Source organism: Delftia tsuruhatensis (genome assembly GCF_903815225.1).
In the GTDB taxonomy this organism is placed as follows: domain Bacteria; phylum Pseudomonadota; class Gammaproteobacteria; order Burkholderiales; family Burkholderiaceae_C; genus Comamonas; species Comamonas tsuruhatensis_A.
The window spans coordinates 293,048-314,218 of record NZ_LR813084.1 but is presented as its reverse complement, the minus strand read 5'-3'; the positions used below and the strand labels follow the sequence as shown (position 1 = coordinate 314,218).

The 21,171-nt window shown below is 68.5% G+C and carries 19 protein-coding genes; 9 read left to right on the top strand and 10 right to left on the bottom strand.

The window, feature by feature from the left end; all coding sequences use genetic code 11:
• Positions 1–6: 6 nt before the first annotated feature.
• Together L1Z78_RS01390 and L1Z78_RS01385 are read left to right on the top strand one after the other, a co-directional pair.
• Positions 7–813, top strand: coding sequence for an IclR family transcriptional regulator (locus tag L1Z78_RS01390; protein ID WP_234639800.1), 807 nt, complete (start codon positions 7–9; stop codon positions 811–813).
• A gap of 99 nt (positions 814–912) precedes the next feature.
• Positions 913–1,686: an SDR family oxidoreductase gene (locus tag L1Z78_RS01385; RefSeq protein ID WP_234639799.1), complete on the top strand. Its 774-nt coding sequence runs from the start codon at positions 913–915 to the stop codon at positions 1,684–1,686.
• Positions 1,687–1,769: 83 nt separating this feature from the next.
• Here L1Z78_RS01385 and L1Z78_RS01380 read toward each other — a convergent pair whose 3' ends face one another.
• The 10 genes from L1Z78_RS01380 to L1Z78_RS01335 form a co-directional block, all read right to left on the bottom strand.
• Entirely contained in the window at positions 1,770–2,945 is a 1,176-nt protein-coding gene (locus L1Z78_RS01380; RefSeq protein ID WP_234639798.1) for an ABC transporter substrate-binding protein, read from the bottom strand.
• A 55-nt stretch (positions 2,946–3,000) separates the two neighbouring features.
• The gene (locus L1Z78_RS01375) at positions 3,001–3,708 is read right to left on the bottom strand and encodes an ABC transporter ATP-binding protein (RefSeq protein ID WP_016448672.1); all 708 of its coding nucleotides are present in this window, start codon (positions 3,706–3,708) and stop codon (positions 3,001–3,003) included.
• Positions 3,695–4,459: an ABC transporter ATP-binding protein gene (locus L1Z78_RS01370; RefSeq protein WP_234639797.1), complete on the bottom strand. Its 765-nt coding sequence runs from the start codon at positions 4,457–4,459 to the stop codon at positions 3,695–3,697. Before L1Z78_RS01370 ends, L1Z78_RS01375 begins: the two co-directional genes overlap by 14 nt.
• The gene (locus L1Z78_RS01365) at positions 4,446–5,420 is read right to left on the bottom strand and encodes a branched-chain amino acid ABC transporter permease (protein WP_234639796.1); all 975 of its coding nucleotides are present in this window, start codon (positions 5,418–5,420) and stop codon (positions 4,446–4,448) included. The genes L1Z78_RS01370 and L1Z78_RS01365 overlap by 14 nt, the downstream gene beginning before the upstream one ends.
• The gene (locus L1Z78_RS01360) at positions 5,421–6,284 is read right to left on the bottom strand and encodes a branched-chain amino acid ABC transporter permease (protein WP_234639795.1); all 864 of its coding nucleotides are present in this window, start codon (positions 6,282–6,284) and stop codon (positions 5,421–5,423) included.
• Positions 6,285–6,537: 253 nt separating this feature from the next.
• Complete coding sequence (locus L1Z78_RS01355) at positions 6,538–7,476, bottom strand: LysR family transcriptional regulator (RefSeq protein ID WP_234639794.1); 939 nt, start codon at positions 7,474–7,476, stop codon at positions 6,538–6,540.
• A gap of 89 nt (positions 7,477–7,565) precedes the next feature.
• Positions 7,566–8,528, bottom strand: coding sequence for a YihY/virulence factor BrkB family protein (locus tag L1Z78_RS01350; protein ID WP_234639793.1), 963 nt, complete (start codon positions 8,526–8,528; stop codon positions 7,566–7,568).
• Between the two features lie 77 nt (positions 8,529–8,605).
• Positions 8,606–10,171, bottom strand: a complete 1,566-nt coding sequence (gene garD / locus L1Z78_RS01345; RefSeq protein WP_234639792.1) for a galactarate dehydratase — start codon at positions 10,169–10,171, stop codon at positions 8,606–8,608.
• Positions 10,172–10,359: 188 nt separating this feature from the next.
• Complete coding sequence (locus tag L1Z78_RS01340) at positions 10,360–11,358, bottom strand: Bug family tripartite tricarboxylate transporter substrate binding protein (protein WP_234639791.1); 999 nt, start codon at positions 11,356–11,358, stop codon at positions 10,360–10,362.
• A 50-nt stretch (positions 11,359–11,408) separates the two neighbouring features.
• Positions 11,409–12,713, bottom strand: a complete 1,305-nt coding sequence (locus L1Z78_RS01335) for a glucarate dehydratase family protein (RefSeq protein ID WP_234639790.1) — start codon at positions 12,711–12,713, stop codon at positions 11,409–11,411.
• 79 nt (positions 12,714–12,792) lie between these two features.
• On the opposite strand from L1Z78_RS01335, the gene L1Z78_RS01330 reads away from it, so the two are divergent.
• The 7 genes from L1Z78_RS01330 to L1Z78_RS01300 all read left to right on the top strand — a co-directional run bounded on the left by L1Z78_RS01330 (position 12,793) and on the right by L1Z78_RS01300 (position 20,771).
• Complete coding sequence (locus L1Z78_RS01330) at positions 12,793–13,581, top strand: FadR/GntR family transcriptional regulator (RefSeq protein ID WP_418921663.1); 789 nt, start codon at positions 12,793–12,795, stop codon at positions 13,579–13,581.
• A 148-nt stretch (positions 13,582–13,729) separates the two neighbouring features.
• Entirely contained in the window at positions 13,730–14,707 is a 978-nt protein-coding gene (locus L1Z78_RS01325) for a Bug family tripartite tricarboxylate transporter substrate binding protein (RefSeq protein ID WP_234639788.1), read from the top strand.
• A gap of 47 nt (positions 14,708–14,754) precedes the next feature.
• Positions 14,755–15,666: a 5-dehydro-4-deoxyglucarate dehydratase gene (gene kdgD, locus L1Z78_RS01320; protein ID WP_234639787.1), complete on the top strand. Its 912-nt coding sequence runs from the start codon at positions 14,755–14,757 to the stop codon at positions 15,664–15,666.
• A gap of 58 nt (positions 15,667–15,724) precedes the next feature.
• Positions 15,725–16,684: a Bug family tripartite tricarboxylate transporter substrate binding protein gene (locus L1Z78_RS01315; RefSeq protein ID WP_234639786.1), complete on the top strand. Its 960-nt coding sequence runs from the start codon at positions 15,725–15,727 to the stop codon at positions 16,682–16,684.
• A gap of 120 nt (positions 16,685–16,804) precedes the next feature.
• A complete protein-coding gene (locus tag L1Z78_RS01310) occupies positions 16,805–17,791 on the top strand; it encodes a 2-hydroxyacid dehydrogenase (protein ID WP_234639785.1) in 987 nt (328 codons plus the stop codon).
• 34 nt (positions 17,792–17,825) lie between these two features.
• Entirely contained in the window at positions 17,826–19,163 is a 1,338-nt protein-coding gene (locus L1Z78_RS01305) for an enolase C-terminal domain-like protein (protein ID WP_234639784.1), read from the top strand.
• Positions 19,164–19,322: 159 nt separating this feature from the next.
• Positions 19,323–20,771, top strand: a complete 1,449-nt coding sequence (locus tag L1Z78_RS01300) for an aldehyde dehydrogenase family protein (protein ID WP_234639783.1) — start codon at positions 19,323–19,325, stop codon at positions 20,769–20,771.
• Positions 20,772–21,171 lie beyond the last annotated feature (400 nt).

Here is a 21,171-nt window from a genome sequence, read left to right as displayed (position 1 = left end):
CGGCGCATGCCGCCCATCCCCCTCCCCTCAGCCCTGCCCGCCGACGACGACCGCAACTTCATCGTCGCGCTGGCACGCGGGCTGGACGTGCTGTCCTGCTTTCGCTCCGGCGAGAAGCTGCTGGGCAACCAGGACATCGCCAGGCGCTGCGGCCTGCCCAAGTCCACCGTCTCCCGTCTCACCCACACGCTGACCACGCTGGGCTACCTCATCCACGTGCCCGAGGAAGCCAAGTACCGCCTGGGCACGGCCACGCTGGCCCTGGGCAGCGCCATGCTCTCGCGCCTGGACGTGCGCCAGATCGCGCGCCCGCTGATGCGCAAGCTGGCCGCCGCCACCGATGCCGAGGTGGCCCTGGCCGCGCGCGACCGGCACAACATGGTCTACATCGAGCACTGCCCCAGCGCGCGCTTCATGCACCGCGACCTGGACATGGGCTCGCGCATCCCGCTGGCCACCACGGCCGTGGGCCGCGCCTGGCTGGCCGCCAGCCCCGCGCCCGAGCGCCAGCAGGCCCTGGACTACCTGCAGTCCCACGCGCCCGAGCAATGGACCGCCGCCCAGGCCCAGCTGCCGCTGTGGCCCGTGGCCGGCAACCAGCCACAGCCCTGGCTGTCGTGCTCGTTCGGCGACTGGCAGCCCGAGGTCAACGCCATCGCCCTGGCCTTCTCGCCGGGGCGCGGCCTGCCGCTGATGGCGGTCAGCGTGGGCGGGCCTTCGCGCTTCGTCACGGCCGACGCGCTGCGCCAGGATGGCGTGCCCGCGCTGCAGCGCATGGTGCGGCGCCTGCAGCAGGACATCGACCGGGCCTGAGCCCTGCGCGACAGTATCCGAGACGACAGCGCCGGCGCCTGCACCGACCTAGGATGGCGGCCATCGCACCACCACGACAACCAAGGCAGGAGACATTCCATGAGCGTGAAAGCATTGTTCGACCTCGGCGGCAAGACCGCCCTGATCACCGGAGGCTCGCGCGGCCTGGGCCTGCAGATGGCCGAGGCCCTGGGCGAGATGGGCGCCCGGCTGGCCATCACGGCGCGAAAGGCCGACGAGCTGGCCGAGGCCAAGGCCCACCTCCAAGGCCTGGGCTACCAGGTCGAGACCTTCGCCAACGACCTGCAGAAGTTCGACACCATCCCGGCCCTGGTCGACGAGGTGCTGGCACGCTGCGGCGACATCGACATCCTCGTCAACAACGCGGGCGCCACCTGGGGCGCCAAGGCCGAGGAATACCCGGACGAGGCCTGGAACAAGGTCATGAACCTCAATGTCTCGGCCCCCTTCTTCCTGACCCGCGAGGTGGCCCGCCGCGTGATGATCCCCAAGGGCCGGGGCAACGTGATCATCACGGCCTCGGTCGCGGCCTTCAAGGGCACGCCACCCGGCATGAACACCGTGGCCTACAACACCTCCAAGGCGGCAGCCGTGCACCTGGCGCGCACCCTGGCCTCGGAATGGGGCCACTACGGCATCCGCGTCAACTCCATCTGCCCGGGCTTCTTCCCCAGCAAGCTGGCCAACGGCCTGATCGACAAGCTCGGCGACCAGCTCATCGCCCGCGCGCCGCTGCGCCGCATCGGCGGCGAGGAGGACCTCAAGGGCGCCGTGGTCTACCTGGCCTCCGATGCCTCGCGGCACATGACGGGGCAGGCGCTGGTGCTCGATGGGGGGGCAAGCCTCTTGTGAGGCTTCGGTCTCCCAGAAAAAAGGAGCGCTGCCAGCGCTCCTTTTTTCATTAGGCCATACCTGGACCATGACTGCATTGCAGACTACCGCGTCCCCATCGTCTGCACCACCTCGATCTTGCCGTCGCGCACGGCGGCACCGCGTTCGATGGTGAGGGTGCCGCCGCGCTCGTCCACGCCCTTGACGCCGCCGGGGTTCACGTCGGGGCGAAGCGACTTGTAGGCCTCGTCCAGCCTGGCGTGGATGGCCTTGGCGTCGGAGGACGAGCCGGCCAGCTGCATGGCCTTGACGGTGGCGTGCACGGCCGTGTAGTTCCACTGGGCCTCGGAGCCCGGCGTGCGGCCCGGGTAGACCTTGCCGTAGCGCTCGACGAAGGCCTTGTTCTCGGGCTTGGTGTCCTCGGAGACGGGCATCACGCCGATGGCGCCCTCCAGCAGTGCATAGCCGCCGACCACGCGCGCCATCTCGTCGAGCTTGGCCTGGTCCATGACCACGAAGCCGCCCTTGAAACCCAGCTCGCGCGCCTGCTTGACGACCAGGGCCGTGGGCTCGGAGGCCCCGCCCACGAAGAGCACGTCGGGCTTTTCGGCCAGGGCCTTGCTCACGCCGCTGTAGAAGTCGGTGGCGCGGTTGTAGCTCATGGGGTTCTCGGCCACCACGGTGCCGCCCAGCTTTTCCCAGCCCGGCTTGAAGGCCGCCACCCAGGCCTTGGCGTAGTCATGGTCGGCGCCGACCAGGGCCACCCTCTTGCCGAAGCGGCCCATCACGTACTTGGAGAACGGGTCGATGTACGAGGTGAACTCGGGCGGGATGCGCAGCGTCAGCTTGTTGCCCCGGGCCGTGATCTGGGGCACCGAGCTGTAGGCCAGCACGATGAAGTTGCTGCGCTCGTTGGAGGTCTGCAGCGCATAGATGCCGCCCGAATGCGGCACGAGGATGGCGGCTGTCCTGTGCTGCTGCACCAGGCGCTGGGCGTTGATGGCGGTCTCGGACGGGTTGTACTTGTCGTCCAGCGGCACGATCTCGATCTTCACCTTCTTGCCGCCGATCTCGGGCGCTGCGGCATTGATCTCGGAGACGGCCATCTGCATGCCGTCGAGCACGTTCTTGCCGTACTGGGCAGCGCCGCCCGACAGCGGGCCGGAGTAGCCGATCTTGACCACCTCCTGCGCCAGCGCGGGGCCGGCAGCGGCCACGGCGGCGCAGGCCAGGGCCAGCGTGCCCACCCTGCGGCGGGTCAATGGTGCGAATGCTGTCATGTCTGTCTCCTTGGATCGTTGGTGGTGGTGGCTTGGGTAGAGGCAAGAAGCGGCGTCATGCACCGATGTATGCCTTGCGGATGGAGTCGTCGGCCAGCAATTCGGCGGGCCTGCCCTCGCGCACGATGCGGCCGCTTTCCATGACGTAGGCACGGTGCGCGATCTTCAGCGCCGCATAGGCGTTCTGCTCGGCCAGCAGCACGGTGGTGCCGGCCGCGTTGATGCGCTGTATGGCCTCGAACATCTGCTTGATGACCAGGGGCGCCAGGCCCAGCGAGGGCTCGTCCAGCAGCAGGGCCTGGGGCCGGCCCATCATGGCGCGGCCGATGGCCACCATCTGCTGCTGGCCGCCCGACAGCGAGCCGGCCGGGTCGTGCTGCTTCTCGCGCAGGATGGGAAACAGCTCCATCACCTCCTGCAGCGTCTTCTGGCTGGGGCCGGGGTCGCGGCGGTGCACATAGGCGCCCAGCTGCAGGTTGCGCAGCACCGACATCTGGGGGAACAGCTTGCGGCCCTCGGGGCACTGCACCACGCCGGACTGCACGATGGCCGAGGGCTTGCGCCCCGCCAGTTCCTGCCCGTTCCAGACGATGGAGCCGCCCGCAGCCTTGTGGATGCCGCTGGCCGTGAGGAACAGTGAACTCTTGCCCGCGCCGTTGGCGCCCAGCAGCACCACCAGCTCGCCCCGGTCGGCATGCAGGCTGACCCCGTCCAGCGCCAGGAAGCTGCCGTAGCGCAGCGACACGTTCTCAAACTTCAGCATGCTCGCTCCCCAGGTAGGCATCGATGACGGCGGGGTTGCGGCGTATTTCCTCAGGCGTGCCCTCGGCGATCTTCTCGCCGTAGCTGAGCACCAGGATCTTGTCGGCCAGGCTCATGATCATGCCCATCTTGTGCTCGATCAGCGCCACCGTGATGCCGTGGCGCACCAGCTTGCGGATCAGCTCGGCCAGGCCCTCGGTCTCCTCGGGGTTGACGCCGCCGGCGGGCTCGTCGAGCAGCATCAACTTCGGGTCGGTGGCCAGGGCCAGCGCGAAGGCCACGCGCTTGCGTTCCTCCTGCGTGATGTCGCCCGCGATGCGGCCGGCCACATGCGACAGGCCCACGAAGTCCAGCGCGTCGCGCGCCTTCTCGCGGCAGACGCGCTCTTCCTCGCGCAGGCGGCTGGAGCCGCGCAGCACGTCCCACAGGCCTGAGCGCGTGCGCAGCCGGTGGCCCACGATGAGGTTGTCCAGCACCGTGGCGCGGTCGAACAGCGCCGTGGTCTGGAAGGTGCGCGCCACGCCCAGCTTCGCCACCTGGTCGGTGCGCAGCGAGGTCACGTCCTGGCCGTTGAAGGTGATGGTGCCCGAGGTCGGCCGGTGCACGCAGCTGATGAGGTTGAAGAAGGTGGTCTTGCCCGCGCCGTTGGGGCCGATGATGGCGTTGATCCTGCCCTCCTCGATCACGGTGCTGACGTCGTTGACGGCGGCAAGGCCTCCGAATCGCTTGGTCAGGTGGTCAATCTTGAGCATGCGGCTGGCCCTCCCTGGCATTGCGGCGCGCGCGCCATGCGGTGAAGCTGCCCACCACGCCGTAGGGCATGAAGATCACCAGCATCACGAGAATCGGTCCGAAGACGATGAAGCGGTACTCCTGCAGGAATTGCAGGTACTGCGTGATCCAGGGCATGCCGATGGCGCCCAGCAGCGGCCCCAGCACCGTGCCCATGCCACCGACCATGGCGAAGATCATCATGTCGAAGGTGTGGTGCACGCCGGCCATGTCGGGGCCGATGAAGCGCACGAAGCCCGCGTACAGGCCGCCGGCCAGGCCCGCGTAGACCACGCTGAGCATGAAGGCCAGCACCTTGTTGCGCATGAGGTTGATGCCCAGCGCCTCGGCCAGCTCGTCGCTGTTGCGGATAGCGATGAAGGTGCGGCCCAGCAGGGACTTGACGATGCGCCGCATCACCCACACCGACACCACCAGGAAGGCCAGCACCAGGTAGTACAGCGCCAGCGGCGACTCGAAGCTCAGCGAGCCCAGGGCCTCGGGCGCGGGGATGCCCATGATGCCCACGGTGCCGTGGGTCAGGCCCTCCCACTTCTCGATCACCAGGAACATGATGTATCCCACGCACAGCGTGAAGATCGAGAAGTAGTGCCCCTTCAGGCGCAGCGAGACGATGCCGATCAGGTAGCCCAGCACCGCGCACACCACGCCCGACATCACCAGCCCGCCCCAGAACGGCCAGCCATGGTCCACCGTGAGGATGCCCACCGTGTAGGCCCCGGCAGCCATGAAGCCCGCGTGGGCCAGGTTGAGCTGGCCCGTGTAGCCGGTGATCAGGTTCAGGCCCAGCGTGGCGATGGCGAAGATGTAGGCCGTGCTCATCACCGTGAGGTGGTAGTCGTTGCCCGCCAGCCAGGGGAAGGCGATGCCGGCGGCCAAAAGCAGGCCCCAGCCCATGCGCGTATCGATGAATGCCTTCATTCAATGGCCTCTTTTCGCGAACAGGCCTTGCGGGCGCAGCGACAGGATCACCACCAGCAGCACGAAGGCGATGATGTCCTTGTAGTCGGTGGAGAGGTAGTAGGCGCCGAAGCTCTCGGCGAAGCCGATGATCAGCCCGCCCAGCACGGCGCCGGGGATGCTGCCCATGCCGCCCAGGATGATGATCACGAAGGCCTTGGTGATGACCAGGTGGCCCATGGCCGGATAGACCAGGTTGATGGGCGCATACAGCGTGGCTGCCACGGCCGCGAGCACGCCCGAGATGGCGAAGGTCAGCATGGACACGCGGTTGGCGTCGATGCCCACCATGGAGGCGCCCTCGCGGTTCTGGGCCATGGCGATGATGGTCGCGCCCGTGATGGTGCGCGTGAGAAACAGGTGCAGTGCCACCATCAGCGCGAAGGCCGCGGCGATGATGAGCAGGCGCTGCGCGGGCGCCGCGATGCCGCCCATCTCCACGATGGAGGTGTAGGGCGTGGGCATGCGCTGGAAGTCCGCGCCCCACAGCGCCTGCGCACCCGCCTCCAGGAACAGCAGCAGTCCGATGGAGGCGATCTTGGGATGCAGGGGCGAGGCCTTGCGCAGCGGATGGAAGACCAGCCGCTCGCTGGCCACGCCCAGCACGGCCACGGCGATGGCCGCCACCAGCATGGCGGCCCAGTAGCCCCAGCTCCAGGCCACCATGGCCTGGAAGGCCACGAAGGCGCCGATCATGTAGAACCCGCCGTGGGCGAAATTGGGCACATGCAGGATGCCGTACACCAGGGTCAGGCCCAGGGCCACGAGGCCGTAGATGCCGCCCAGGGTCAGGCCGTTGAGCACTTGCTGCAGGAAGACGTCCATTCACGGCCTCCCGCGTGCTGTGGCCGGCGCCCGCCGCCCGGCCAGGATCTGTTCTCGCATTGCCTCGTCTCCTTTGTGCTGTATCGACCCTGCAGCGCATGCAGCGCGCTGCCGGAGGGCCTGGAAACCAGCTTAGGAGCAGGGGTTGAGCGGCATCAACCCGAAGATTCCGCACAGCGGAATTCACCTGGGAAACCCCGAGGCCAGCGCGGCCCCGGCAGTAACCTAGATGACAGGCGCGGGGCGCGGACGGCTAGATCGACAGCGCCGGCAGGTTCGCGGGCAGCCCCTGCATGGAGCGCTGCGTGTGCTCGGCCACGAAGTCCAGGAAGCTGCGCACGCGCGCCGGCATGAACTTGCGCGTGGGCAAGGTGGCGTAAAGCGTGAAGCGGCCCGTGGTCCATTCGGGCAGCACATGGCGCAGCCGGCCCGAGCGCAGGTGGCGCGCGATCAGGTCCAGCGGCTGGGTGCTGATGCCGGCGCCGTCCAGCGTGGCGCGCAGCAGCGTGCCCGTGTGGTTGGCCACCAGCACGGGCTGGACGGCCACCTCGACCTCGCCCGCGTGGCCGTCGAGGCGGCGCATGCGCAGCAGGTCGGAGCGGCCCTGGATGCGCCGGCGCAGCAGGCACTGGTGGCCAGCCAGCTCCTCGGGCACGGCAGGCACGCCATGGGCTTCGAGGTACTCGGGCGAGGCGCAGGCCAGGCCGCAGGTGGTGACGATGGGCCGCGCCACCACGTTGCCGTCATAGCCTTCCTCGGCATTCACGAAGGTGATGTCGTACTCGCCCACGGCCGCCTCGCTGGCCGACTCCACGAAGACCTCGATGCAGATGCGCGGATGCAGGCGGTGGAAATCCGCCACCAGCGGCGCCAGCACATGCTCGGCGAACACCGGCGGCGTGAGCACGCGCACCGGACCCGACAGCTCCAGCGTATGCGCCTGGGCCAGGCTGAAGGCATCCTCCACATCGGCCAGGATGCCGCGCACGCGCTCCAGGTAGGCCTCGCCCGCCTCGGTCAGCGAGACGCTGCGCGTGGTGCGCTGCAACAGGCGCGTGCCCAGGTGCTGCTCCAGGTCGGCCACCAGGCGCGTGACCGTGGGCACGGACAGGTCCAGGCGGCGCGCCGCCGCCGAGAACCCGGCCTCGTCGGCCACGGCCTGGAATACCCGCATGGTCTGCAATCGGTCCATCTTCTTCCCGTTCCTGCGGCCCTTGGCAGCCGCGACTTGTGATGCGTCGGCATCATCACAGGAAACGCAAACGCCAGCACCGCCGTGGGTCAGGCGTCCCTGGGCGGCTGGGCCGCGTCCCAGCGGATGGGATGGGTGAAGCGCACCTTGGCATCGCTGAAGGCCTTGGCCGTTGCGGCCGACAGCAGCAGGATGGCCGACGAGAAATAGATCCACATCAACAGCACCACCAGCGAGCCTGCCGCGCCATAGGCCGAGACCACGGCCGCCGTGGACAGGTACCAAGCCAGGGCCTGCTTGCCCAGCGTGAACAGCAGGGCGCCGACGATGGCGCCGAAGATGAGATAGCGCAGCCGGGGCTTGGGCCCGCCGCCGATGCGCATCAGCCCCACGAAGAGCAGCACGGCGATGCCGAAGGACACGCTTTCGTTGACCAGGCTGATCAACGGCCCCAGCGGCTGCATCTGCAGCCGCGTGCCGGCCCAGTTGGTGATCAGCTGGATGGCGGTGGACAGCGCCATGGACACCAGCAGCAGAAAGCCCAGGGCCAGCACGTAGGTCAGGCCGCGCAGCCGCAGCGCCGCCATGCGCCACCAGACGGCCTTGGGCGGCGGCGGCTCGCCGCCCGAGGTCCACAGCTTCTCCAGCGCCGACTGCAGTTCCACGAACACGCCCGTGGCGCCCGACATCAGCAGGATGAAGCCGAACAGCGAGGCCAGCCGCCCCTCGTCCGGACGCTGGGCGCTTTCCAGCGCGCCGCGCACCACCTGGGCGCCGCGCTCGCCGATCACGTCCTGCACCTGGTCGATCAACTGGTGCTCCACATAGCTGCGGTCCACCCACCAGCCCAGCAGGCCGACCACCAGCAGCAGCAGCGGCGCCAGGCTCAGGATGCCGTAGAAGGACATGGCGGCGCTCATGCGCAGGCCATCGGCGTCCAGCCACAGCTGCACGGCATTCCACATGGCGCGCAGCGGGTTCAGTTCCAGCAGCCGGTGCAGGCGCGCGGACCAGGACGGGGCGGGAGGAGTTTCCGGGGTATCTGAGGGCATGGCCCCCATTGTGCGCAGCGACGCACCGGCGCCCTGTCAGCCTGTGCCGACAGGGGCCTTTGCGCGCCGCGCGCGGCTCAGGTCACGGGCGCTGGATTGAACAGCACCAGGGCGTTGTGCAGCTTCCACTGCTCCGCCCAGGTCTTCTTGCGGCCGCTGGCCACGTCCAGCATCAGGCGGAACATCTCCCAGCCCACGTCCTCGATGCTGGCCTGGCCTTCGGCGATGCGGCCGGCGTTCACGTCCATCAGGTCATGCCAGCGCCGCGCCAGGTCGCTGCGCGTGGCCACCTTGATCACGGGCACCTGGGCCAGGCCGTAGGGCGTGCCCCGGCCCGTGGTGAACACATGCAGGTTCATGCCGGCGGCCAGTTGCAGCGTGCCGCAGATGAAGTCGCTGGCCGGCGTGGCCGCATAGACCAGGCCGCTCTTGATGCCCCGGTCGGCCAGCCGCTGGCCCGGCGACAGCACGCCGGTGATGGGCGCCGTGCCGCTCTTGATGATGGAGCCCATGGCCTTCTCGACGATGTTGGACAGGCCGCCCTTCTTGTTGCCCGGCGTGGTGTTGGCGCTGCGGTCCACGCGGCCCTTGTCCAGGTACGCGTCGTACCAGGCCATCTCCTCGATCATGGCCTCGGCCACCTCGGGGCTGCAGGCGCGCGAGGTGAGCTGGTCGATGCCGTCGCGCACCTCGGTGACCTCGCTGAACATCACCGTGGCGCCTGCGCGCACCAGCAAATCGGTGCAGAAACCCACGGCCGGATTGGCCGTGACGCCGCTGAAGGCATCGCTGCCGCCGCACTGCACGCCCACGACCAGGGCGCTGGCCGGCACGGTCTCGCGCCGGCGCGCATTCAGGCGCTCCAGGTGCGCCCTGGCGCTGTCCATGATGGAGTCCACCATGGACATGAAGCCCACGTGCGCCTCGTCCTGCAGGCAGACCACGTCCAGCGCGGGCTCTCGCTCATCGACGATGGGAAACGAGCCCGGCGGCAGCAGCCGCTCGGGCTGCAGCTTCTCGCAGCCCAGGCTCACCACCATCACCTCGCCGCCGAAATTCGGGTTGTGGCTGATGTTGCGCAGCGTGCGCTGCGGAATCTCGGCGCCCACGGCATCGATGGCCACGCCGCAGCCATAGCTGTGCTCCAGGCCCACCACATCGTCCACGTTCGGATAGCGCGGCAGCAGTTCCGCCTTGATGCGGCCCACCGCGAAATCCAGCACCCCGGCCACGCACTGCACCGTGGTGGTGATGGCCAGGATATTGCGCGTGCCCACCGTGCCATCGGCATTGCGGTAGCCTTCGAAGGTGTAGCCCGTGAGCGGCTCCAGAGCGGGTGGCCTGACCGTGGCCATCGGCAGCCCCTCCAGCGACCGCGCCCCCGGCATGCGCAGCAGCCGCTCATGCACCCAGCTGCCCGCGGCGATGGCCTGCAGCGCATAGCCGATGACCACGTTGTAGCGGCGCACCTCGCCGCCCTCGGCAATGTCCACCAGCGCCACCTTGTGCGCCTGCGGCACCTTGTCGACCAGCACCAGCCCCCCGGGCATCACCGTGCCCGCAGGCAAACCCCCGTCATTGGCCACGATGGCCACGTTATCGGCCGGATGCATGCGGATGGAAAGAGGAAGTGGGGTACTCATGGCAATGTCTTTTCAGTTTCTTGTCGCTGTCTGCTGGGCACAGCCCGCCCAAGCAAGCGGCACAGCCCACGCAACCGGCGCGGCCCAAAGCGAGGGACACCAAGCAAGGGCCGCCCCGCAGCAAGGGTGTCGTCCCCCTCCCTCGCGCAGCGAGTAGAGAGGGGGAAGGCGCGAAGCGCCTCAGGGGGTCAATCAGCTTTTATTCCAGCAGCCTTGATCACCTTCCCCCACTTGACCACCTCGGCCTTCTGGTACTCGCCCAGCTCGGCCGGCGTCATCTGCGAGGGCAGCATGCCGAAGTTCTTCAGCCGCGCCTGCACCTCGGGCGTGGCGACGATCTTCATGATCTCCGCATGCAGCCGGTCCACGATGGGCCCCGGCGTGCCTGCGGGCGCGAACACGGCCTGCCACGATCCCATGTCGAAGCCCTTCTCGCCCGCCTCGGCGATGGTGGGCACATCGGGCAGCGACTCCAGGCGCTTGGCGCTGGTCACGGCAATGGGGCGCAGCTTGCCGGCCTGCACATGGGGGCCGACGACCAGGGCGGTGTCGAACATCATGTCCACCTGGCCGCCGATCACGTCCTGCACGGCCGGGCCGCTGCCCTTGTAGGGCACGTGGGTGAACTTCACGCCCGTCTGGTAGCCCAGCAGTTCCAGCGCCATGTGGTTGGAGGTACCGCTGCCCGGCGAGGCCGAGGTCAGTCCGCCCGCCGCTGCCTTGGCCTTGCTGGCGGCCAGCACATCGGCCAGCGTCTTGTAGGGGCTGGAGGCCGGCACCACCAGCACCAGCGGGCCCGAACCCAGCATGGCGACCGGCGTGAAGGACTTGACCGGGTCGTAGTCCAGCTTGGCGTACAGGCTCACATTGATGGCGTGCGAGCTGATGGTGCCGCCCAGGATGGTGTAGCCATCGGCTGGTGCGCGTGCCGCAATGGCCGAGCCCACGCTGCCGCCCGCGCCGCCCTTGTTCTCGATCACCACGGGCGTGCCCAGGGCCTTGCTCAGCGGTTGGGCGATCACGCGCGCCAGCGTATCGGTATTGCCGCCAGGCGGAAACGGCACCAGGTAGGTGATGGGCTTGCCCGTGGGCCAGTTGCCCTGCGCGGCGGCGGGCATGGCGGTCAGGGCCGTGCCCAGCAGCAGGGCGCTGGCGAGGGAATGCTGGATGAGTGTGCGGCGTTGCATGGTGCTTGTCTCCGGCAAGGGCTTGTCGTTGGAATGGTGTGAAAGCGGGTTCAGAAGCGCGGCTGGTGGCCGGTGAACGCGGGGTCGTACTTGCGCATCTGCCCCAGGTCGTCGCGGTTGCGGATGCCGCAGCGCAGGTAGTTGTCGTGCAGGCGGGCCAGGGCCTCGCGGTCCAGCGTCACACCCAGGCCGGGCGCCGTGGGTACACGCAGGCTGCCCTGCTCGAACTGCAGCCGGCCGCCCTCGACCACTTCCTCGTCCTGCCAGGGGTAGTGCGTGTCGCAGGCATAGGTCAGCAGGGGCACGCTGGCGCACAGGTGCGTCATGGCCACCAAGCTCACGCCCAGGTGGGAATTGCTGTGCATGGACAGGCCCAGGTCGAAGGTGCGGCACAGCGTGGACAGGCGCTGCGTGGCGCGCAGCCCGCCCCAGTAATGGTGGTCGCTGAGCACGATCTTCACGGGGCAGCCCATGTCCGCGTTGCGGCGGAATTCGGCAAAGTCCGTCACCACCATGTTGGTGGCCAGCGGCACATCGCACTCGCGTGCCACGGCGTCCATGCCGTCCAGGCCGGGGGCCGGGTCCTCGTAGTACTCGAGCACGCCCTGCAGCTGCTGCACGATCTTCAGACTGGTCTCCACCGTCCAGTTGCCATTGGGATCGATGCGCAGCGGCGTGCCCGGAAAGGCATCGGCCAGCGCCAGGATGCCGGCCGCCTCCTGCTCGGGCGGCAGCGCGCCGGCTTTGAGCTTGATGCTCTGGAAGCCGTACTGCGCAATCATGCGGCGCGCCTGCTCCACCAGCTGCTGCGGCGCCAGCGCCTCGCCCCAGGCGTCGGGCCCGGAAGATCCATAGGGCTTGTCGATGTGCTCGGCGTACTTGTAGAACAGGTAAGCCGAGAACGGCACGCGATCGCGCGCCGCGCCGCCCAGCAGGTCCACGATGGGCGCCTGCGCCATCTGGCCCTGCAGGTCCAGCATGGCCACCTCGAAGGCGCTGACCACCTTGGCCACGGTCTTGGACACATGGGTGCCCGGCGCCAGCGACACCTGCTGGCCCAGGAACTCGGAAGCCGTCAGCGCAGGCGGAGCCACCAGGGCCGCGACGCGCACCTCCATCTCGTTGAGCGCCCAGGGCGACAGGCCCACCAGGGCGGGCGCGGCCTTGGCCAGCGCATCGAGCATGGGCTGGTCGCCATAGCTTTCGTTGATGCCGACCAGTCCCGAGGCGGTCTCGATCTCGATGATCGAGCGCAGCGCCCAGGGCTCATGGATGCCCGCCGCATTGAGCAGCGGCGGATCGCGGAAGGCAATGGGCGTGATGCGGATGTGGCGGATCGCGTGGGTGGTGCTCATCTGGAAGGCCGGTCTGGGACAGGAAAGGCTGGCTGACTTGGACGTCTTGTGATACGTTGTCGTACAACTTGGAGCGATTATGATCAGCACCATGGAAAGTTCGGCAAAGGGATTTCCCGCATCACCCCCAACGATCGAGCTGCCCCTGCGAGGAAAGTCCGGTCGCAGCGGCCGCAATCTGGCCGCACTGCTATTCGACGAGTTCGCGAGCAAGATCCGCAACGGCCTGCTGGCCGAAGGCGAGAAGCTGCCCACGGAGTCGTCGCTGGTGCAGACCTACGAAGTCAGCCGCACCGTGGTGCGCGAGGCGCTGTCGCGCCTGCAGGCCTCGGGCCTGGTGGAGACGCACCACGGCATAGGCACCTTCGTGCGCGCCGCCCAGCCCGCCTCCACGCTGATGCTCAATGCCGACGAGCTGACGGCCGCCGTGGACGTGATGGCCGTGCTGGAGCTGCGTATCAGCCTGGAGACCGAAAGCGCCGGCCTGGCCGCGCTGCGCCGCAGCCCCGAGCAGTTGCAAGGCATACGCACGGCGCTGCAGGCCTTCGAGATCGCCTTTGCGCGCGGCGAGGACACGGTGGCCCATGACCTGGCCTTCCACACCCAGATCGCCGAGGCCACGGGCAACCGCTACTTCGGCGACATCCTTCGCCACTTCGGCGCACAGCTGATCCCGCGCACGCGCATCGCCTCCATCCACCAGCCCCAGCGCGACCCCGATTACCTGCGCCGCGTCAACCGCGAGCATGAGGAAATCCTCGCCGCCATCGAGCGCCAGGACGCCGACTCGGCCCGCGCGGCCATGCGCATCCACCTGACCAACAGCCGCGAGCGCCTGCGCCTGGCGCAAAAGACCAGCGCCTCCTGAGTGCTCCCACGGGCCTTTCGGGGCCGATGGCGCTGGCCCAGGAATTCAGACAACCAAGGGAAAACCCTTTATCACTGCGTGCAGATCTCGGATAAAAATCGGCTTCAGTTGTACGACAACTGACAACACAAAACCCGGAGACAAGAGCATGACCCTGAGCCGAAAGCAGTTCCTGCGCGCCGCTGGCGCCACCGCCCTCGTGGCCTCCGGCGCCGGTGCGCTGGCCCAGAGCAACTGGCCCACGCGCCCGCTGCGCCTGGTGGTGCCCTACCCGCCGGGCGGCAGCTCGGACATCATTGCGCGCGCCATCGGCCCGCTGCTGTCGGCGGAACTCAAGCAGCCCGTGGTCATCGAGAACAAGCCCGGCGCCAACGGCAACCTGGGCGCAGACATGGTGGCCAAGGCCCAGCCCGACGGTCACACGCTGATGCTGTGCGACCTGGGTGCGCTGGCCATCTCGCCCTCGCTCTACACCAAGCTGTCCTTCGACCTGTCCCGGGACCTGCGCGGCACGGCCATGCTGGCCTACTCGCCCCACCTGCTGGTGGTCCATCCCTCGGTGCCGGCCAACAACCTGCAGGAGCTGGTGGCCCTGTCCAGGAAGGAAGACCTGAGCTTTGCCGTCACCGCCACGGGCAGCGCACCGCACCTGGCCGGCGTGGAACTGGCGCGCGCCACGGGCGCCCGCTGGGAATACGTGCCCTACAAGGGGGGCGTGCAGTCCATCCAGGACACCGTGGCAGGCCAGACCCAGGTGCTGATGAACGGCATGCTGGCCACCTACCCCCATGTGCAAAGCGGCAAGCTCAAGCTGCTGGGCCTGTCCAAGGGCACGCGCATGCCGCTGGCCGCCAACGTGCCCACCATCGCCGAGCAGGGCGTGCCCGGCTTCGAGACCGGCACCTGGCAAGGCGTGGTCGTTCCCGCCAAGACACCCGAGGCCGTGGTCCAGCGCCTGCATGAGGCCCTGATCACCGCCATCCGCTCGCCCGAGGTGCGCGCCCGCCTCACGGGCCAGGGCGCCGAGGTCGTGACCATGAACCCCGCCGAGACCGCGCGCTTCCTGGCCACCGAACGCCAGCGCTGGCAAAAAGTGGTTCAAACAGCCGGCTTGAAGCTCGACTGATTCCACCCTTTTTTCTTTCTTCCCCACCCTTATTCCCTGAGAGCACCATGACCCCCCAAGACCTCAAAGACGTGATGAGTTCCGGCCTGCTGTCCTTCCCCGTGACGGACTTCGACAGCAACGGCAACTTCAATGCCAAGGGCTATGCGGCCCGCCTCGAATGGCTGGCCCCCTACGGCGCCAGCGCGCTGTTCGCGGCAGGCGGCACGGGCGAGTACTTCTCGCTGTACGGCGAGGAATACGGCCAGATCATCCAAACCGCCGTGGACACCTGCCGCGGCAAGGTGCCCATCATCGCGGGCGCCGGAGGCCCCACGCGCACGGCCATCGCCCACGCCCAGGAAGCCGAGCGCCTGGGCGCCCACGGCGTCCTGCTGCTGCCCCACTACCTGACCGAAGCCGGCCAGGAGGGCCTGATCGCCCATGTGGAGCAGGTCTGCAAGAGCGTGAAGTTCGGCGTCATCGTCTACAACCGCGACCGCACCCGCTTCACGCCCGAATCGCTGGCCATCCTGGCCGAGCGCTGCCCCAACCTGGTGGGCTTCAAGGACGGCATGGGCAACATCGAGACCATGTCCTCCATCTTCATGAAGATGGGCGACCGCTTCGCCTACCTGGGCGGCCTGCCCACGGCCGAGGTCTATGCGGCCGCCTACAAGGCCTTGGGCACGCCCGTGTACTCCTCGGCCGTCTTCAACTTCATCCCCAGGACGGCGATGGCGTTCTACGAAGCCGTGCGCACCGACGACATGGCCACGCAGCACAGGCTGCTCAAGGAATTCTTCATGCCCTACCTGAAGATCCGCAACCGCGTCGAAGGCTACGGCGTGAGCATCATCAAGGCCGGCGCCAAGCTGGTGGGCCACGACGCAGGCCCCGTGCGCGCCCCGCTGACGGACCTCAAGCCCTCCGAGCTGGAAGAGCTCAAGGCCCTGATCGACAAGCTCGGCCCCCAATAAGCCGCAAGACCGGGCGCAGGGGCCAGTCCGGCCCTTGCGCCCCCCAGGAGACAAGAACATGAAAAAGATTCTGATCGCGCTGGGTGCCGCACTGGCCCTCACGGCGCAGGCGGCCGGCAGCTTTCCGGACAAGGCCGTCAACATCATCGTGCCCTTCCCGGCTGGCGGCTCCACCGACACCGTGGCGCGCGCCATGGCCCTGAGCATGGGCGAGCAGCTGGGCAAGCCCTTCGTGGTGGAAAACCGCCCTGGCGCCACGGGCACCATCGGCGCAGGCGCCGTCAAGCGCGCTCCGGCCGATGGCTACACACTGCTGGTGGCCTCGCTGGGCCCCTTCGTGGTCACGCCGCACCTGGTCAAGAACGTGCCCTATGACGCGGCCAAGGACTTCGACTACATCACCATCCCCGTGCAGGCGCCCAACGTGCTCGTGGCCAGCCCCGCGCAGAAGGCCCGCACCGTGGCCGAGGTCATCGCCGCGCTCAAGGCCCACCCCGGCAAGATCAGTTTCGCCAGCTCGGGCAACGGCTCCTCGGACCATCTGTCGGCCGAGCTGTTCTGGCAGCAAAGCGGCACCGAAGGCATGCACGTTCCCTACAAGGGCGGCGCCCCGGCCATCACCGACCTGATCGGCGGCCAGGTGGACTTCTCGTTCCAGAACGTCAACGCCGTGCTGCCCCATCTGCGCAGCGGCAAGCTGCATGCGATCGCCGTGACCGGCAGCCAGCGCTCGCCCGTGCTGCCCGATGTGCCCACGCTGGCCGAGGCCGGCGTCAAGGGTGCCGAGGTCTACTCCTGGCAAGGCCTGGCCGCCCCCAAGGGCCTGCCCGCCGATGTGAAGGCCAGGCTGGCCAAGGCCGCCATCGCCTCCGTGCAGCAGCCCGACATCCGCAAGCGCTTCGTGGAGCAGGGCCTGGAGATCGTGGGCAACACGCCCGAGGAATTCACGCGCTACCAGGCCCAGGAATCGGAGCGCTGGAAGCAGCTCATCCAGACAAGAAAGATCACCGCTGATTGAGCTGGAAACAACGGGCCGGCCCCGGGGCCTTTGCCCGCCGGCCTTTGCCCGCTGGCCTGCGCACCGCAGGCCCTTTTCACCGGGGCTTCCAGCCCCTGCAAGTTCCAAGGATTCCAAGGCATGGCGACCTCCCGTCCACGCGTTCTCCAATTCGGCAAGATGCCGCTGCCCCAGCTTGATGCCGAACTGGCCCAGGCCTATGAGGTGACGCTGCTGTCCGAGCAGCCCGACCGCGAGCGCTTCCTCGCCGAGCACGGCGCGCAGTTCGAATACCTGGTCACCTCGGCCGCCATGGGCGTGCCCGCGAGCGTGGTGCAGGCCCTGCCCAGGCTGCGCTTCGTGAGCAGCTTCGGCGTGGGCTTTGACGCGCTTGACCGAGAGTCCCTGCTGCGCCAGGGCGCGCGCGTGGGCTACACGCCCGGTGTGCTGGACGACTGCGTGGCCGACATGGCCTTCGCCCTGCTGCTGGACGCCGCGCGTGGCCTGAGCGAGTCCGATCGCTTCGTGCGCCGGGGCGACTGGAGCAGTGGCCGCTTCGGCATCCGCACGCGTGCCAGCGGCAAGCGCCTGGGCATCTTCGGCATGGGCCGCATCGGCTCCACCGTGGCGCGCCGCGCGGCCGGCTTCGACATGGAGGTGGCCTATCACAACCGCCGCCCGGTCGAGGGATCGCCCCACCTCTACCAGCCCTCGCTGCTGGAGCTGGCGCGCTGGGCCGACTTCCTCGTCATCACGGCCGCAGGCGGCGACGGCACGCAGCACCTGGTCAACGCCGAGGTGCTGGACGCACTGGGCCCGCAGGGCTTTCTGATCAACGTGGCGCGCGGTAGCGTGGTCGATGAGGCCGCCCTGGTCCAGGCCCTGCAGCAGGGCCGCATCGCGGGCGCGGGCCTGGATGTGTTCGAGGACGAGCCCCGCCCCCATGCCGGGCTGCTGTCGCTGGACAACGTGGTGCTTGCGCCCCACATCGCCAGCGGCACGCACGAAACCCGCCGCGCCATGGCCGACCTCGTGCTGCGCAACCTGGCGCAGTTCATCGCCACGGGCCGGCCCGAGGCCGAGGTGCCGTGGTCCGCCGCGCAGCAGGCGGCAGCCGTGCCCGCCTAGTCCTTTTCTTCCGACACCGTTCCAAGAGACCGCCATGTCCTCCACCCCGACCATCACCGAGATCGAAGTCATTCCCGTCGCCGGCCGCGACGGCATGCTCATGAACCTCAGCGGCGCGCATGCGCCCTACTTCACGCGCAACATCGTGCTCGTCCACGACAGCGCGGGCCACACCGGTGTGGGCGAAGTGCCTGGCGGCGAAGGCATACGCCAGGCGCTGGAGGACAGCCGGGCGCTGCTCATCGGCCAGTCCGTGGGCAACCACCTGAAGCTGCTGCAGAACCTGCAGCAGGCCCTGGCCGGCCGCGACACGGGCGGGCGCGGCCTGCAGACCTTCGATCTGCGCATTGCCGTGCATGCCGTCACTGCCGTGGAATCGGCCCTGCTGGACCTGCTGGGCCAGCACCTGGGCGTGCCCGTGGCGGCCCTGCTGGGCGAAGGCCAGCAGCGCGACCGCGTGGAGATGCTCGGCTACCTGTTCTTCACCGGCCCCACCGACAGGACCGACCTGCCCTACGTCCAGCCCGGCGAAGACCAAAGCGGCAACGACGACTGGACCCAGGTGCGCCACATGACCGCCATGGACCCGGCCGCCATCGTGCGCCAGGCCGAGGCGGCGCACGCGCGCTACGGCTTCAACGACTTCAAGCTCAAGGGCGGCGTGCTGGCCGGCGAGCAGGAAGTGGAGGCCGTCACCGCGCTGGCCAGGCGCTTCCCGCAGGCGCGCGTCACGCTGGACCCCAACGGTGGCTGGCTGCTGAAGGATGCCATCCGCCTCATGCGCGACATGCACGGCGTGCTGGCCTATGCCGAAGACCCCTGCGGCGCCGAGAACGGCTTCTCGGGCCGCGAAGTCATGGCCGAATTCCGCCGCGCCACCGGCCTGCCCACGGCCACCAACATGATCGCCACCGACTGGCGCCAGATGGTGCATGCGCTGTCGCTGCAGTCCGTGGACATCCCCCTGGCCGACCCGCATTTCTGGACCATGGCCGGCTCGGTGCGCGTGGGCCAGACCTGCCGCGACTGGGGCCTGACCTGGGGCTCGCACTCCAACAACCACTTCGACATCTCGCTGGCCATGTTCACCCACGTGGCCGCCGCCGTGCCCGGCAAGGTCACGGCCATCGACACGCACTGGATCTGGCAGGACGGCCAGTACCTCACCCGGAACCCGCTGCAGATCAGGGGCGGCTTCGTCGAAGTGCCCAAGACCCCGGGCCTGGGCATCACCGTGGACCGCGCCGCGCTGCAGCGCGCCAATGCCCTGTACCTGGAGCACGGCCTGGGAGCGCGCAATGACGCCATGGCCATGCAGTACCTGATACCCGGCTGGACCTTCGACAACAAGCGCCCCTGCATGGTCAGGTAAGGCTCCCCCTGAGCGGCTGCGCCGCTTCCCCCAAAGGGGGACGGCGCCATCGCCGCGAGGCGGCTCTTGCTCGGCGCCCCTGAGCTGGGCTGCGCCGGTTTCCAACGTCCACCCCCTGAGCGATTGCTCTCGGATTCCCCTTCTCTTTCGGAGCACCTCATGTCCCGCTACGACAACCTCATCAACGGCCAATGGAAGGCCGCCGACGGCTACAGCGCCAACACCAACCCCAGCGACCTGTCCGATGTGATCGGCGAGTACGCCCAGGGCAATGCCGACGATGTGCAAGCCGCCATCGCCGCGGCGGCCGCGGCCTTTCCCGCCTGGAGCACTTCGGGCATCCAGGCCCGCCACGACGCCCTGGACAGGATCGGCAACGAAATCCTGGCCCGCAAGGAAGAGCTGGGCGACCTGCTGGCGCGCGAGGAAGGCAAGACCCGCCCCGAAGCCATTGGCGAAGTCGGCCGCGCAGGCCAGATCTTCAAGTTCTTCGCGGGTGAATGCCTGCGCCTGGCCGGCGAGACCCTGCCCTCCGTGCGCCCCGGCATCGGCGTGGAAATCACGCGCGAGCCTGTCGGCGTGGTGGGACTGATCACGCCGTGGAACTTCCCCATCGCCATTCCCGCCTGGAAGATCGCCCCGGCCCTGGCCTTCGGCAATTGCGTGGTCTTGAAGCCCGCCGACCTCGTGCCCGGCAGCGCCTGGGCGCTGGCCGACATCATCCACCGCAGCGGCATCCCGGCCGGCGTGTTCAACCTGGTCATGGGTCCGGGCCGCGTCATCGGCGAAGCCCTGGTGCGCCACCCCGACATCGCCGCCATCAGCTTCACCGGCTCCGTCGGCGTGGGCCGCGGCATCGCCCAGGCCTGCGTGGAAACCGGCAAGAAGGTGCAGCTGGAGATGGGCGGCAAGAACCCGCAGATCGTGCTGGACGACGCCGACCTCGCCCAGGCGGTGGAGCTGTCCGCGCAAAGCGGCTTCTACTCCACCGGCCAGCGCTGCACGGCATCGAGCCGCCTCATCGTCACCGACAGGATCTACCCCGCCTTCATCGAGGCCCTGCAGGCCCGCATGGCCAGGATCAAGGTGGGCGATGCCCGCGCCGCAGGCACCGACATGGGCCCCGTGGTCAGCCAGGCCCAGCTGGAGCAGGACCTGAGCTACGTGGAAATAGCCAAGGCCGAAGGCGCCGTGCTGGCGGCGGGCGGTGCAGCGGCCGCCTGCCACACCGGCAGCGGCAACCAGGGCTACTACATGGCGCCCACCCTGTTCGTTGACACCCAGGCCGGCATGCGCATCAACCGCGAGGAAGTCTTCGGCCCCGTGGCCAGCGTCATCCGCGTCAAGGACTACGAAGAAGCCCTGGCCGTGGCCAATGACACGCCCTTCGGCCTGGCCGCAGGCATTGCCACCACCAGCCTCAGGCACGCCACCCACTTCAAGCGCCACAGCCAGGCCGGCATGGTCATGGTCAACCTGCCCACGGCCGGCGTGGACTACCACGTGCCCTTCGGCGGCCGCAAGGGCAGCAGCTACGGCCCGCGCGAGCAGGGCCGCTACGCGCAGGAGTTCTATACGACGGTGAAGACGGCGTATACGCTGGCCTGAACGGCATCCGGCTGACGGGGAAAAGCACCTTTCGAGGTGCTTTTTCATTGGGCGAATGCCGGACCGACGAATCAGCGCAGGAACGCCATCGACAAAGCCTCCTGCCGCCGCATCCGCGCCGAATCATCATCCTTGCCATGAAAGACGGGCATGAACAGCGCCCATGCCGGGGTGAGAAGGCCCGGGCAACCTCCCCGCAACCGCCACGGCGCAGGTGGCCCCGTAGCGAAGCGAAGGGGTCGCGGACATCCGGGTCGCCTTCTTTGATCTGACCTTTCTTGGCGAATCAAGAAAGGGCTGTCGGCTGCCGGTCCGAGACCCGGCCTCGAAAAACAACCACCCGGCAGGGTCAAAAAAAGCACCCAGCCCAATACACGCCAGGAGCCCCACGCCCCACACC